The following is a 14,214-nucleotide window of genomic DNA, read 5'->3' on the forward strand; positions in this document are numbered from 1 at the left end:
AAGATAAAGTACAGTTGAATAGGGTGTGGCGTGGCTTTATCACGCTCGTGGTGAACGACTAGAGTATGAGTGGACGCGACGACGTGTTCTACCAGATCGGCCGGGTCACCGCGGGCGGCGTTCCCCGCCGCCTCGTCGGGGTCCTCGGAGCCGTCGCCGTCCTCGTCGCGGCAGTCGTCCTCTTCTCCGTCCTGCCGCCGCTGTACGCCGCGGGCGCGCTCCTCCTCGTGCTCGCCGCCGCCACCGTCACCGCCTCCGTCCGGGTGGTGCAGGCCTACGAGAAAGCCGCGCTCACGGTGTTCGGCGAGTACCGCGGCCTCCTTGACCCCGGTCTCCACGTGGTCCCGCCGTTCGTCTCCCACACCTACGCCTTCGACATGCGGACGCAGACGCTCGACGTCCCCAAGCAGGAAGCCATCACGCGCGACAACTCCCCCGTTCACGCCGACGCCGTCGTCTACGTCCGCGTGATGGACGCGGAGCGCGCGTTCCTCGAAATCGAGGACTACCGGAACGCAACCGCGTCGCTCGCGCAGACGACGCTCCGCGCCGTCATCGGCGACATGGAGCTCGACGATACGCTCTCCCGCCGCGACACTATCAATCAGCGCATCGACGACGAACTCGCGGAACCCACCGACGCCTGGGGCGTCCGCATCGAGGGCGTGGAGGTGCAGACGGTGATGCCGAGCCAGGGCGTGGTGAGCGCGATGGAACAACAGGCGTCCGCGGAGCGCAAGCGCCGCGCGATGATTCTGGAAGCGCAGGGCGAACGCCAGTCCGCCATCGAGACCGCGCAGGGGGACAAGCAGTCCGACATCATCCGCGCACAGGGCTCCAAACAGAGCCAGATTCTCGAAGCGCAGGGCGACGCAATCTCGACCGTGCTCCGCGCGAAGTCTGCCGAATCGATGGGCGAACGCGCCATCGTCGAACGCGGCATGGAAGCCCTGGAAGCTATCGGGCGCTCGCCCTCCACGACGTTCGTCATCCCGCAGGAACTCACGAGCCTCGTCGGGCGGTACGGCAAACACCTCTCCGGCGGCGTCGAATCCGGCACCGGCCTGGAGAGCCTCGACTTCGACGAGGAGACGCGTGAACTCGTCGGTATCGACGACTACGAAGCCGACTTCGTCGAAGGCGAACGGCAGTAAGGCGCGCATCGTCTCGCCGTCGGTTCTCGCGTTCTCCGCCCGCGACGCTCCTCGCCGTCCCCCCGCACCTCCGTTCTCTCTTTTGTCGTCTGTCCCCGTTCGCCGTCACCGATAGCGACCACGCACCCGCCCACGACATTTATTGTCTATCATGAATAATAGGTGGGTGTGATGAGCTTCGACGACAGTTCCTCCGACGCCGTGGGCGCGGACGTCCCGCGCCCGCCGGACGTATCGGACGAAGCGGACGACCGACCGACGCCGCTCGACGCGCTCTGGCGCGCCTACGAGCGCCTCCGGACGCACGTCCGCGAGTGGCCGAGTCGGTACGTCGAACAGCAGGCAGCCGTCTACGAGGACTAGTCGTCGCTCGGTCGGACGCTCACGACCGGCACCGGCGACCGCCGAACGACTTTCTCCGTCACGCTCCCGATGAGGTAGTGGTCCAGGCCCGTGCGCCCGTGCGTCCCCATCACTATCATGTCCACGTCCGCTTCCTCGGCGTACTCCAGAATGATTGTGCGGGGGACGCCGCTCCGCACGACGTCCTCCGTCTCGACGTGCTCGGGGAGCATCGCGACCGTCTCTCGCACGGCGTCTTCGGCGCGCTCGCGTTCGGCGTCGTCCCAGGCGTCCGACGCGATGCCGCTGCTCGGGCTCTCGAAGCGGTTCCGGGTGTCCATCACGGCGAGCACGTGCACGGTCGCGTCGTACGTCGTTGCGAGTTCGCTCGCGTGTGTCACCGCGGCCGCCGTGCCCGCGCTGTTGTCCGTCGGGAGGAGGATGTCGTCGTACATCAGAGGACACCCCCGGACGCCATCACGAAGAGCGCGACGGCGATTATCGCGAACAGGCCGCCGACGCCCGTCTTGATGGTGTCCGTGTCGAGCGCTGCGGAGACGTAGGGCGCGATTTGGCCGCCCGTTACCGTCGCCGGAACGGTGAACACGACCATGTTCCACGGCGTCGACGCGAGACTGAGCGAGTGGCCGCCGACGAGACCGCCGCCGAACACGTGGACGAGGGACGCGATGATGGCCGTGGTGGCGACGACGATGTGGTTCGTGCCGATGGCGACCCGCACCGGCACCTCCGTGCGGAGCATCGAGATGATGCCGAGTTCGCCGATACCGAACCCGGCGAGGCCCTGGAAGACGCCGCCGATGCTGTACGTGCCGAACCGTTCGAGGTAGCCGGAGCGCGAGTACCGGTAGTCCTCGCCGTCGCGGTCCACGCGCGTCACCCGGCCCTCGTCGTCCGTGCGGACGCCCGCGGGGCCGAGTTTGTCGCTGTCGTCGGGGAGGTTCTCGCTCGGGGCTTCGGCGGGATGGCCGCCGTCGGTCGCGGCCTCGCCGTCCGCGGCCTCGCCGTGCCCGAGGTTGATGCGGAAGAGGAGGTAGGACGCCGCGAACAGCGCGAGCGCGAGCAGGCCGTGGAACACCCACTCCGGGATGACGAAGGAGAGGAGCGCGCCGCCGACGACGAACGGGATGCCGCCGAGGACGAGCGCGAGCGCGAGCCGTCGGTCCACGAGCCCGTACCGGATGAACGCGATGGACGAACTCGACAGCCCGAACGCCTCGCTGATGAGACCGACCTTCACGAGCGTCTCCGGTTCGAGGGGATGCGCGAGCAGCGGGAAGACGAATATGAGGAACGGCACGAACAGCGCGGACCCGCTGATGCCGACGGTGTTGACGATCGTCGCGCCGAGCAGGAAGAACGGGAACAGCCACCAGTATTCGAGCCAGTAGTCCGTGCCGCCCGCGTCGCCCGTCGGCGCGAACCCGACGACGCCCGCGATGAAGAGGAGCGGCGCCGCGAACACGAACACGTGCTGGTACTTGAGGAAGGTCTTCACAGCGCGGTCGTACGACGACATCTATGTGAACACCTCTCGACGGCTCGGGGACGGAACGCGGATTCGCCCGGTGTTCGCCAGCCACGCCTCTCGGCGGTCGGTTGTACTCGACATAGCCAGCGTATACACTCGTATCGGTGGAAAAGTCTTGATATACGGGCGAACCCTGACGAGACTACCCGAGTTCGGACCGGCGGAAGGCGCCGTAGCCGGCGAGCAGTCCGAGCGCGCCCCACGCGAGCATGACGAGGACGTTGAACCAGAGCTGGTTCTGAATCTCCGTCGACTCACCGCCGAAGTTCGACGCGAGGGTCGGATACTGGTCGACGACGCCGTGGTAGACGGGTTCCGTGGCGACGAGGTAGGCGGTCGCGGGGGAGAGCGCGGTGATGAACGACCGCGTGGACTCGGTGACGGTGGTGCCGAACGTGGTCGCGACGGCATCGAGGACGGTGCCGATGTTGACGATGGGGAGGCCGCCGAACCAGAACGGGACGAGCAGGAAGTACGCGCCGAACACGCCGAGCATCGCCCGGGAGCGACGCCTGGTCGCGGCGGACACGCCGACGAACAGGCCGGTGAGCGACACGCCGTAGAGCGCGGACACGCCCGCGAACGTGGCGAACCGGCCGAGGCTCGGCGCGTTCTCGAACGTCGCGAACGCGACGACGAACCCGACGAGGAGCGCGACGACAACCGCCCCAATGGTGACGCTCACCCGTGAGAGGAACTTCCCGAGGACGTAGCCGGCGCGCGAGTTCGGGAGGCCGAGCACGTACTTGACGACGCCGGACTCTCGGTCGCCCGCGACGGCGAGGTAGGAGAGCGGCGCGACGAACAGCGGGAACATGAGGAACGTGAGGAAGGAAACGTCGAACAGCGTCCGATAGGGGTCGGGGTAGATGTTGCGCTCCGAGACGAACACGAGCGCGACGAGCGCGGCGAACACGCCGATGACGCCGAGCACGACGTACGACCGTGCGGCGTTCTTCAGGTCGTCCCGCGCGACCGTGCGAACGCTCACGCGGACTCACCTCCCGCGTCCGCGGTCCCGTCCTCGCCTGTCGCGGCCGCTCCCTCGCTCGCGGTCGCGGGCGTCTCGTCGCCGTTCGTGTACCGCTCGAAGAGGGTTTCGAGGGAGGCGTCGTCGATGGTCACGTCGACGACGGCGGCGGTGTCGTCGAGCGCGCGGAGCGCGGGCATCTTCGCCGCGGGCCGGCCGGCCGTGATTTTGACGGTACTGTCGCGTTCCCGCACCGCGGTGACGCCGTCCACGGCTTCGACGGGCGCGAGGTTCGGCGCGCCGTCCACGTCCGCCTCGATGACGGATTCGGCGCTCAGCTCGGCGCGGAGGTTGTCGATGGTGTCGACGGCGACGAGTTCGCCGGCGCTCATGATTCCGACCCGGTCGCAGACCTTCTCGACCTGTTCGAGGATGTGACTGGAGAAGAAGACGGTCGCGCCGCGGTCGGCCTCCGCCTCGACGATGCGGCGGAGGCGCTTGATTCCCTCCGGGTCGAGGCCGGACGACGGTTCGTCGAGCACGAGGAGGTCGGGGTCGCCGACGAGCGCGATGGCGAGGCCGAGGCGCTGTTTCATCCCCTTCGAGTACCCGCCGGTGCGGCGGCGCGCCGCCTCCGGTGCGAGGCCAACGCGTTCGATGAGCTCGTCCGGGTCGTCGTTCGCGCCCTTCGTTTCGATGGCGGACGCGACGTGCTCGCGGCCGGTGAGGTTCTCGTAGAGTTCGAGGCCGTCCGGCAGGAGCCCCGTGCGCTGGCGGACCGCCTGTGACTCCCGGGTGGCGTCGTGGCCGAGCACGGTTGCGCTCCCCTCGCTCGGGTCCAGAAACCCGAGGAGCATGTCGATCGTCGTGGACTTCCCGGCGCCGTTCGGCCCGAGGAAGCCGTACACTTCGCCCGCCTCGACTTCGAGGTCGAGGTCGTCGACGGCGACGAACTCGCCGAATCGCTTCGTCAACGATGTGGTCTGGAGGGCTGACACATCCGGGGATTGGCGAGTCGGCCTATCAATCCACCGGACTACCAGTCCGCCTCGGGCTCGACGCCGGCGTCCTTCGTCTCGAAGTCCCACTCCTCGCGGAGGTCGCGCAGGCGGTCCCGGATGTCCGCGGCGAGTTCGAACTCGAGGTTGTCCGCGGCCTCCCGCATCCGCTCTTCGAGCACCTCGATGCGTTCCCGGGCTTCCGCCTCGGTTTCGGGGCCGTCCCCGGAGACGCCGGATGTGTCGGTCTTCGCGCCGGGGAGGTTCGTCTCCGACACCGCCTTTTCTATCGTCTTCGGCGTCGTGCCGTGCTCCTCGTTGAACTCCTTCTGGATGCGGCGGCGGCGCTGCGTCTCGTCGATGGCGTCCGCCATCGCGTCGGTGGTCTCGTCGGCGTACAGGACGACTTCGCCGTTCACGTTCCGGGCGGCGCGCCCCATCGTCTGAATCAGGCTGGTGCGCGACCGCAGGAACCCCTGCTGGTCGGCGTCCAGAATCCCCACCAGCGACACCTCCGGGATGTCCAGCCCCTCGCGGAGGAGGTTGATGCCCACGAGTACGTCGAACTCGCCCAGTCGGAGGCCGCGGACGAGTTCGTGGCGCTCCAGCGTGTCGGTCTCGTCGTGCATGTACTCGACCGCCACGCCCGCCTCTTCGAGGTACTCGGTGAGGTCTTCGGCCATGCGCTTCGTGAGCGTCGTGACGAGCACGCGCTCGTCGCGCTCCGTCCGGTCCTGAATGCGGTCCATTAAGTCCTCTATCTGGCCGTCCGCCGGCGACACCTCGATCTGGGGGTCCACGAGGTAGGTCGGGCGAACGATCTGCTCGACGACGTTCCCCGACACGTCGCGCTCGTAGTCGCTCGGCGTCGCGGAGACGTAGAGCGTCTGGTCCGTCTTCTCCTCGAACTCCTCGAAACTCAGCGGGCGGTTCTCGTACGCGGTCGGGAGGCGGAAGCCGTTCTCGACGAGGCTCTCCTTCCGGGATTTGTCGCCGGCGAGCTGTCCCTTGATTTGGGGGACGGTCCGGTGGGACTCGTCGATGACGGTGAGGAAGTCGTCGGGGAAGTAGTCCAGTAAGGTGTAGGGCGCGTCGCCCTGCTCGCGGTCGGAGAAGTAGAGCGTGTAGTTCTCGATACCCGAGCAGTAGCCGGCCTCCCGAAGCATTTCGAGGTCGAACGTCGTGCGCTCCTCGATGCGCTGGGCGGCGAGGAGGTCGCCCTGTCGCTCGAAGTACTCGACGCGCTCCTCCATGTCGTTCTCGATGCGTTCGATGGCGTTCTCCAGTCGCGGCTCGGGAATCGAGTAGTGTTCCGCCGGGTGCACGAGTACCGCGGGTTCCTCGGACTTCACCTCGCCCTCAAGCGGGTCGATTTTGCGGAGCGTGTCGATTTCGTCGCCCCAGAACTCCACGCGGACGGCGTACCGGCCGTACATCGGGAAGATTTCGACCGTGTCGCCACGCACGCGGAACGTGCCCTGCGTGAAGTCCACGTCGTTGCGCTCGTAGTTCAGGTCGACGAGCCGACCCAGGAGTTCGTCCCGGTCTATCTCTTGGCCGCGGGAGAGTTCGAGGCTCATGTCGACGTAGTTCGACGGGTCGCCGAGGCCGTAGATGGCGGACACCGACGCCACCACGATGACGTCGTCGCGCGTGAGGAGCGACCGGGTCGCGGAGTGCCGCAAGCGGTCGATTTCCTCGTTCACGGACGCGTCCTTGTCGATGTAGGTATCGGTCTGTTCGACGTACGCCTCCGGCTGGTAGTAGTCGTAGTAGGAGACGAAGTACTCGACCGCGTTGTCCGGGAAGAGGTTCTTGAACTCCTCGTACAACTGCGCGGCGAGCGTCTTGTTGTGCGCGATGACCAGCGTCGGCTTCTGAATCTCCTCGATGGTCCACGAGACGGTGTTCGTCTTCCCCGACCCCGTCACGCCCAGAAGAGTCTGCTTGTCCACTCCGCTCTCGAACCCCTCAGCGAGCGCTTCGATGGCTTCGGGCTGGTCGCCCGCGGGGTCGAACGGCGCGTCCACGCGGAACGGCTGCTCCGCCTCCGGCCGGTCCGGCTGTAACGCACCCTCGGAATCACTCATTACGTGTTCATGGGGACGAAGAAACGTAAGGACCGCGCTCGTTGGAACGCTGCAGCGTAGTTTTTCCCTCCAGGTTTTACGGGCGAGCGAAGCGAGCGCGTAAAAGGTGGAACGTAAGGACCGCGCCCGCGGGAAGGCCGAAGGCTGACGCCCGTTACTCGTCGCGGCGCGCGAGGAGGGCGACCGCGAGCAGCGCGATGACGGAAACGACGACGCCGAACCCGGGCACGCTTGCCGCCGATTCGGTGCTCGTCGCCGGCGGGTCGGGTTCGGTCGTGGACGCCGCCGTCGTCGTCGGGGTCGTACTGTTGGTCGTCGTGGTGTTCGTGGTCGTCGTGGTGAGGGTTGTCGTCGTCGGTGTCGATGTGGTGGTCGTGTCGGATGTAGTCGTCCCGTCGGGGGTGGTGGTCGTGTCCGTGGTCGGGTCGGTCGGGTTCGTCGCTGGCGAGTCGGGTTCGGTCGTCGTGGTCGTCGCCGTGTCCGCGGTGACGTTCACGGTGAGGGTCGCAGTCTCGGTGTTCCCGGCGTCGTCGGTGACCGCGAGGCGGGCCGTGTACGTTCCGGCGTCCTCGTAGGCGTACGTCGTCGTGCGGTTGTCGGAGACGGCGGGACCGAGGTTCCACGTGTAGTCGGCGACGCCGGACGCGTCGTCGCGCGCGGTCTCGGGCGCGAACGTCACGGACTCACCCACCTCGACGGTGCGGTTCTCGCCGAGGACGACGGTGGGGTCGGCGGCGTCGAGCAGGAGGTCGTCGGAGGTGTCGGTGTCGACGGCGTCCTGCCCGTCGCGCGCGGTGACGGTAACGCTCTCGTTCCCGCTGGTGTCGTCCGCGTCCACGGCGACCGTCGCGCGATACGTGTCACCGCCCGCGTGGTCGAGCGCGACCGTCCCGGCGCCGAACGCGGACGCGTCAGCCGTCACGCTCCCCACGTCGCCCGTGACGTTCGCGGTGATGGTCACCGACCCGGAGGCGTTCACGAGACCGTCCGCGTTCGTCGCGTCCGCGAGCGTCGCGTTCTCCACGGCCACCCCTGTTTGGTCGACGGTCACGTTCTCGGTGAGGTTCTCGTCGTCCGTCCCCTCGGGCGCGGACGCGGAGTCGAACGTCACGGTGTAGCTCCCGTCACTACTCCCGTCGTACGTGCCGTTGTAGACGTAGGGCGCGCTCGAATCGCTCGTGGAGAAGTCGTCGAGGCCGAGCGTCGCGTTCTCCGCGCCACCCACGGTGAGCGTCAGCGATTCGAGGGCGTCCGTCGCCTCGAACGAGACGTTCAGGTCTTGGCCGGGCGCGGCGGTCGCGTTCAGGTCCATCACGTCGAACGTCCGGTCGATGGTCGCGCTGTCCTCGTAGCCCGGACTCGCCGTGTCGCCGTCCACGGCCTCGCCGGAGTCGAGCGTCCCCTCGTACGTCCCGTCCGCGGTCGGCGTGTAGTTCGCGACGTACGTGTAATCGCCGCCGCTCGACTCCTCGTCGAAGTCCGAGAGGGTCAGGTCGGTGGCGTCCGGACCCAAGACGTTCACCGACACCGATTCGAGGTCCTCCGTCGCGTCGAACGACACCCGGAGTGAGTCCGACTCGTTCGAGACGGAGAAGTTCGAGAAACCCAGGGGTTCGTCGATGTTCTGGACCCATGCGATGCCCGGTTTCTCCGCCACGTCAGTTCGAACCGTACCGGTCGACCCGCTGAGCGTGGCGTATTTGACCGTGTTCTCCGAGCTACTGCCGAAGTAGAGCGCTTCGAGCGTCTCGTCTCCGGTCCAGTTCACCGCCGCGACGGGGGCCTTCTGAGCGCCGCCTGTGAGCGTGGTCCTCGTTCCGTTCATGTACGCGAGTTGGAGGTCGTTGTTACCGCTCACGTACAGGACGCGGGCGATGCCGTTGTGATTAAAGTCGCGTGGCGCGGCAATCTCGCCGGGCTGGTTCGGTCCGAAGCTCTTCTCGATGACTCCAGAGGTATTGTAGTAGTGGAACGCCTCGTTCTGGACGAACACGACTTCAGCGGTCCCGTCGCCGGTGACGTCCGCGACGCCACTAACGGACTGCGCGCTATACCCGGTGCCCACCGTCTCCGGGGTTCCGTTGTACGTTACTTTCTGTAGACTTCCGCTGTCGCTCGCGAAGAAGACGGCGCGTGTCCTGTCGCCATTCCGGTCGCCAACTGCGATTTTCGCGACCGATCCTGACGAGCCAGTCGGTTCGGTTTTCGCGTTCGACGCGAGCTTCTTCTTCTCGCCCGTTCGGTCAATCACGTAGAGCGCACCGTTGCTCTGCACGTACGGGACTTCGGCGCGGTAGTCGTCGTCCATATCCGCGGCGCGGCCGACGACTTCAGCGCTGACGCCCATGTCGATGGTGTCGCCGGACGCTGTCGCGAGCGTGAGGTTCCCCGTGCCATCGCTGACGTACGCGACCTTCACGACCGGGTCCGTGTCGCCGGTCGTGGCGGTCGCGCTCTGCGCGGCGATACTCGTCGCGACGGGGGCGACGACGAGCATCGCGACGAGGGTGAGCGCGACTGCCCGGTCTGCGTGGTCCATTTGCTCCTAGAATCCGACAGACACGGAAATGCCTTCCCGCCGATTTTACACTCTTGAAGGTTGTGGCCGCCGATATCAGGACATACTGGGTGAGCGAGTTTCCGTAGAGACGACTAGATAAATCAGGGGAGTTTAAAAGACGGAGTCGGCGGTGGCGGCGCCGACGACCGAGAAAATCGCGCCGACGCAGGTCGCCTTCAGCGTGAGCGCGGCGAGCGGCACCGGGTCCGCCGGAACGTCGGCCGCGCTGGCGAACGTCGACGGCGCGCCGAACGCGAACGCGAGCACCAGCACCGACCCGAACGCGACGAGCAGGAGGCTCAGGAAGCGCACCGGAACCCCACCGACCTCCGCCTCCCGGTCCGGGTCGCGGTCGTCGTCCGCCTTGTAGAGCGCGCCGTACCCGATACCCGAGACGATGAGCACCGTCACGACGACGTGCTGCCACCCCATCCCCGACGCGAGCACCCACACCTCCTCGGTCACCACGAACGGTCCCGCCAACAGGAACCCCCCGACCACCTGCTGGGCGGTGTCCGCCAACGCGTACCGTCTCCCTCGCCCGACCATACCAGCAACAGAACCACCACCCCCAAGGCGCTTTCGACGACCGCTCTTCCGCTCGCTTATTCGGCGGACTCTCACGTCGTTCGCGCGTGTTCTGCTCGCGGGTCGTTCCTCCCCGCTCGCTCGTTCGGCGAGTCCTCGTGTCTTCGGACTCGCCCACACCACAACCGATACCTGCCCACTCCTCCTTCGTGGGGTATGAGCGTTCGCGAGGAGTTCGACGAGTGGGCGGCGTCTGGCCGCGACAAAGGCATGGAGGACCGACACTGGCACACCGCGAAGCACGTGCTCGCACGGATGCCGGTCGAGGCGGGCGACACGGTGCTCGACCTCGGGACGGGGAGCGGGTACGCGCTCCGCGCGCTCCGCCAGCGGGATGTCGGGCGGGCGTACGGGCTCGATGGCGCGCCGGAGATGGCGCGGAACGCCCGCGACTACACGGACGACGACCGCGTCGGGTACGTGGTCGGTGACTTCGGGAGTCTGCCGTTCGAGACCGATAGCGTCGACCACGTGTTCTCGATGGAGGCGTTCTACTACTCCGCAGACCCCTTGGAGACGCTTTCGGAGGTGCGGCGCGTGCTGCGGCCGGGCGGAACGTTCTACTGCGCGGTGAACTACTACGAGGAGAACACGTACTCGCACGCCTGGCAGGACTCCATCAGCGTCGAGATGACGCGGTGGAGCCGCGACGAATACAGGCAGGCGTTCCGCGAGGCGGGCCTGTTCGTGGCGGAGCAGGACAACGTCGCGGACCGCGAAACCGAGATCCCGGACGAATCGGCGTTTCCGAGCGCGGAGTTCGACACGCGCGAGGAGATGGTCGAACGCTACCGGAACCTCGGCACGCTCCTCACCGTCGGCGTCGCGCCCTGACCGCCCACCCGCTCCACTCGAAACAGAGGTATGTGTGGGAGTGGCTGGGTGGGATGTGCCATACACTCCCGTCCCACACCCCCTTCCGCGGCCCGCGACGCGTTCGCTCCTTCGTCCGCTACCTTCCCGTTTCGCGTGGAGTTAGGGCCGATAGCGCCCGCCGACGTAGTCGATGACGACGAAACTCAGCGCGGTCACGACGAGCAGGACGGTCCCCATCGCGGCCGCGGGACCGATACTCGGGCCGGCCGTCCTATCCACGAGGAAACGCTTCAGCGCGACGGGCATCGTGTACGCGTTCTCGCCCGCGAGGATGACGGTGGAGTCGAACTCGCCGATGCTGATGGCGAACGCGAACGCCGCGCCCGCGACGACGCCCGGCCAGACGAGGGGGAGTTCGACGTCCCAGAGCGCGCGGGCGCGGTCGGCGCCCAGGCTGCGCGCGGCCTCCACGACCCTGCTGTCGATGCTTCCGAGCATCGGCGCGACGTTCCGCACGACGAACGGGTAGCCCGCGACGGCGTGCGCCATCACGACCACCGCGGGGCCGACGACGCTCACCCGGTACGGCCCGAGGTCGACGCCGAACACGAGTCCCTGGAGCAGGCCGAACCCGACGACGACGCCCGACACGGCGAGGGGGGCCATCAGGACGGTGTCGCCGAGTTTGCGGAGGCGGCCGCCGCGCGTGCTGAACGCCGCGACGACGACGCCCATTGGGAGCGCGACCGCGAGCGCGCCCAGCCCGAACAGCAGGGAGTTCCACACCGCGACCGACGGCTGCGTTCGACTCCCGCCCTGCCGCTCGACGAGCAGCCGCCACCACTCCAGCGTCGGGTCTGAGACGCCGCCGACACTCGCGAGGACCATGCTCGCGAGCGGCAGGACGAACACAACGAGAACGACGAAGCCGTAGGTGGCGACGCCAGCGCGAACCAGCCAGTCGCGGAGCGTCCCGGCGTCGAACAGCCGCTCGCGCGGGAGCGGTTTCCCCGTGCCGCTGCTCGCGCGCCGCGCCTCGTACCGGAGGTAGACGTACATGAAGAACAGCGAGAACGCGGTTTCGAGGGTGCCGAGCGCGGCCGCGGTCTCGTAGTCGAGCTGGTTCACGCTCGCGTACAGCCACACCTCCACCGTGGCGAGGCGGAGGCCGCCCAGCCCGAGGACGATGGGGAACGTCATGAACGTGAAGACGAACGTCAGGAGCGCGCTCGCGGCGAGCGCGGGCACGAGCTGGGGGAGCACCACGTCCGTGAACGACCGGACGCGGCCAGCGCCCAAACTGCGGGCGGTCTCGACGGCGTTCGCGTTCACGTTCTCCCACGCCGTCCCGACCATCCGCGTCACCAGCGGCGCGTTGTAGAACGCGTGCGCGACGAGGACGATTTCGAGCGTGTACAGCATCTGCACGCGTTCCAGTCCGAGCGCGGCGAGGACGTTGTTCACGGTGCCGAACGTCCCGAACGTCGCGGCGAACCCCGCGACCACCATGATGGACGGCAGGACGAACGGGAGGATGGTGAGCGACTTCAGGGTCTGTCGGCCCGGGAACTCGAAGCGCGCGAGAACCCACGCGCCCGGCAGCCCGAGCAGGACGCTCAGGAGGGTGGAGAGGACGGCCTGGTAGGCGGTGAAGCCGAACAGGCCGAAGTCGACGTTCCCCGCGTCGTGTACGAGGACGACGAACGGCGGCCGCGAGGCGAGTGCGGGCCGTGCGGTCGTGAGGAGTTCAACCGTCCACGCGGCCACGTCGCCCGGCACGCGCAGCGGTGCCTCGAACAGCGTGTGCGCCGCGCCGAGGAAGAACGGGTCCGAGAGGACGCCCAGCAACACGTCGGGGGTCACGGCCGCGAGCGGGTTCGCGAGCGCGTCGAAGACGCCGTACCCCTCTCTGAGGACGGCGTTCTCGAACACCGTCCAGACGGGATAGTAGAAGACGACGAGCAGGACGAGCAGGGTCGCCAGCCCGGTCGCGAGCAGGAGCGTTCGCGCCGGTGTCGGCGCTAGCTGCTCGCTATCTGGCGCGCCCACTCGTTTATCCATCCGTCGAGGTTTCCTGCGAGCTCATCGTACGTAAACGTCACCGGCTCCGGCGGCTCGTGCGCGTACTGGTCGTACTCGTCGGGGAGGTCGGCGGTCGTCGTCGCCGGGAACTGGACGTTGTTCACCGCGATGTTCGCCTGCGCCTCGTCAGTCAGCACGAAGTCCATGAACGCCGCGGCGGTCTCGGGCTGGTTCGTGTCCGCGAAGCGCGCCATCGCCTCGGGGTTCGCGTACCCCTGGTCGTTCAGGAACCCGATCTGGTGGCGGGGGAGTTCTTCCTCGCTGTTGTAGTACACTTGGTCCGTGGAGTACGAGACGACGACGGGGCGCTCGCGGTTCATGAACGCGTTGTACGCGGGCTGCCAGTCGTCGAGGATGCGCACGTCGTTCTCCACGAGGTCCTGCCAGTAGTCGAGATAGTTCTCCTCGCCCATCTCGTGGATGGTCCAGAGGAGGAACGCGCGGCCGGGGTCGCTCGTCTGCGCGTTCTCCGCGAGGAGCGCGCCCTCGTAGGCGGGACTGGTGAGGTCGTCGAACGTCTGCGGTTCCTCGATTTCCGTGCTGTTGTAGACGAGGCTGATGTAGCCCGTGTCGTACGGGAGCGCGCGCCGCTCCGGGTCTATCTGGAGGCTGTCCTTGATGCGGCTCGCGTGCTGGAGGCCGTCGGGCGTGTCGAACAGTCGTGCGTCGGGGAGTTGTTCGTCCACGCGGACGAGTTCGCCCGTGTTCAGGCCGACGAAGAGGTCGGCGTCGATGCCCGCGCTCTGCTTCTTCCGGCTGATGAACTCGTTGATGCCGTTCGAGGGCGCGGTGAACTCGACTTTCGTGTCGTGTTCGGCTTCCCACGCCTGCTTCAGCCAGTTCCCGGCGGTGCCTTCGTCCCCGAAGAAGGAGTCGTAGGTCGCGATAGTCAGGGGTTCGTCCGGCTCGCTCGTCGTCCCGGTTGTCGTCCCCTCGGTCGTGCCCCCCGTGGTGCCGTCGGTGGTCGTGCTGTCCTCCGATTCGGTAACGTTAAGGCAGCCGGCGAGGCCCGCGATGGCCGCCGCGCCGCCGGTCTTGAGGTACGTTCGCCGCTTCATTACT

General features: G+C 67.4%; 12 protein-coding genes. 3 read left to right on the plus strand and 9 right to left on the minus strand.

The genetic code is table 11. From position 1 onward, the window contains the following. Window positions 1-65: 65 nt before the first annotated feature. Both U3A55_RS11115 and U3A55_RS11120 read left to right on the plus strand, forming a co-directional pair. Window positions 66-1,154, plus strand: coding sequence for an SPFH domain-containing protein (locus U3A55_RS11115; protein WP_330991575.1), 1,089 nt, complete (start codon window positions 66-68; stop codon window positions 1,152-1,154). A gap of 171 nt (window positions 1,155-1,325) precedes the next feature. Further along, on the plus strand, window positions 1,326-1,517 hold the full coding sequence (locus U3A55_RS11120; RefSeq protein WP_330991576.1) for a hypothetical protein: 192 nt from the start codon (window positions 1,326-1,328) through the stop codon (window positions 1,515-1,517). Here U3A55_RS11120 and U3A55_RS11125 read toward each other — a convergent pair. From U3A55_RS11125 to U3A55_RS11155, 7 genes are all read right to left on the minus strand, one after another. Then, window positions 1,514-1,951, minus strand: a complete 438-nt coding sequence (locus U3A55_RS11125) for a universal stress protein (RefSeq protein ID WP_330991577.1) — start codon at window positions 1,949-1,951, stop codon at window positions 1,514-1,516. The two genes, U3A55_RS11120 and U3A55_RS11125, sit on opposite strands and share 4 nt — an antisense overlap. Next, complete coding sequence (locus tag U3A55_RS11130; RefSeq protein WP_330991578.1) at window positions 1,951-3,036, minus strand: sulfite exporter TauE/SafE family protein; 1,086 nt, start codon at window positions 3,034-3,036, stop codon at window positions 1,951-1,953. The genes U3A55_RS11125 and U3A55_RS11130 overlap by 1 nt, the downstream gene beginning before the upstream one ends. 154 nt (window positions 3,037-3,190) lie before the next feature. Further along, window positions 3,191-4,039 (minus strand): ABC transporter permease, encoded by an 849-nt coding sequence (locus tag U3A55_RS11135; RefSeq protein WP_330991579.1) that lies wholly within the window; start codon window positions 4,037-4,039, stop codon window positions 3,191-3,193. Beyond that, complete coding sequence (locus U3A55_RS11140; RefSeq protein ID WP_330991580.1) at window positions 4,036-5,016, minus strand: ABC transporter ATP-binding protein; 981 nt, start codon at window positions 5,014-5,016, stop codon at window positions 4,036-4,038. Before U3A55_RS11140 ends, U3A55_RS11135 begins: the two co-directional genes overlap by 4 nt. A 38-nt stretch (window positions 5,017-5,054) precedes the next feature. Further along, entirely contained in the window at window positions 5,055-7,106 is a 2,052-nt protein-coding gene (gene uvrB, locus U3A55_RS11145) for an excinuclease ABC subunit UvrB (RefSeq protein WP_330991581.1), read from the minus strand. A 154-nt stretch (window positions 7,107-7,260) separates the two neighbouring features. Further along, window positions 7,261-9,645 carry a PKD domain-containing protein gene (locus tag U3A55_RS11150; RefSeq protein ID WP_330991582.1) on the minus strand — a complete coding sequence of 795 codons (2,385 nt, stop codon included), beginning with the start codon at window positions 9,643-9,645 and terminating at the stop codon, window positions 7,261-7,263. A 132-nt stretch (window positions 9,646-9,777) separates the two neighbouring features. Next, the gene (locus tag U3A55_RS11155; RefSeq protein WP_330991583.1) at window positions 9,778-10,215 is read right to left on the minus strand and encodes a DUF2391 domain-containing protein; all 438 of its coding nucleotides are present in this window, start codon (window positions 10,213-10,215) and stop codon (window positions 9,778-9,780) included. 195 nt (window positions 10,216-10,410) lie between these two features. Here U3A55_RS11155 and U3A55_RS11160 point away from each other — a divergent pair, with 195 nt between their 5' ends. Further along, window positions 10,411-11,088 (plus strand): class I SAM-dependent methyltransferase, encoded by a 678-nt coding sequence (locus U3A55_RS11160; RefSeq protein ID WP_330991584.1) that lies wholly within the window; start codon window positions 10,411-10,413, stop codon window positions 11,086-11,088. A gap of 141 nt (window positions 11,089-11,229) precedes the next feature. On the opposite strand, the gene U3A55_RS11165 is transcribed toward U3A55_RS11160, so the two are convergent. Together U3A55_RS11165 and U3A55_RS11170 are read right to left on the minus strand one after the other, a co-directional pair. Continuing rightward, the gene (locus tag U3A55_RS11165; protein ID WP_330991585.1) at window positions 11,230-13,131 is read right to left on the minus strand and encodes an ABC transporter permease; all 1,902 of its coding nucleotides are present in this window, start codon (window positions 13,129-13,131) and stop codon (window positions 11,230-11,232) included. Further along, window positions 13,092-14,210: a thiamine ABC transporter substrate-binding protein gene (locus tag U3A55_RS11170; protein ID WP_330991586.1), complete on the minus strand. Its 1,119-nt coding sequence runs from the start codon at window positions 14,208-14,210 to the stop codon at window positions 13,092-13,094. Before U3A55_RS11170 ends, U3A55_RS11165 begins: the two co-directional genes overlap by 40 nt. Between the last annotated feature and the right edge of the window lie 4 nt (window positions 14,211-14,214).

Source organism: Salarchaeum sp. III (assembly GCF_036418315.1).
In the GTDB taxonomy this organism is placed as follows: Archaea; Halobacteriota; Halobacteria; order Halobacteriales; family Halobacteriaceae; genus Salarchaeum.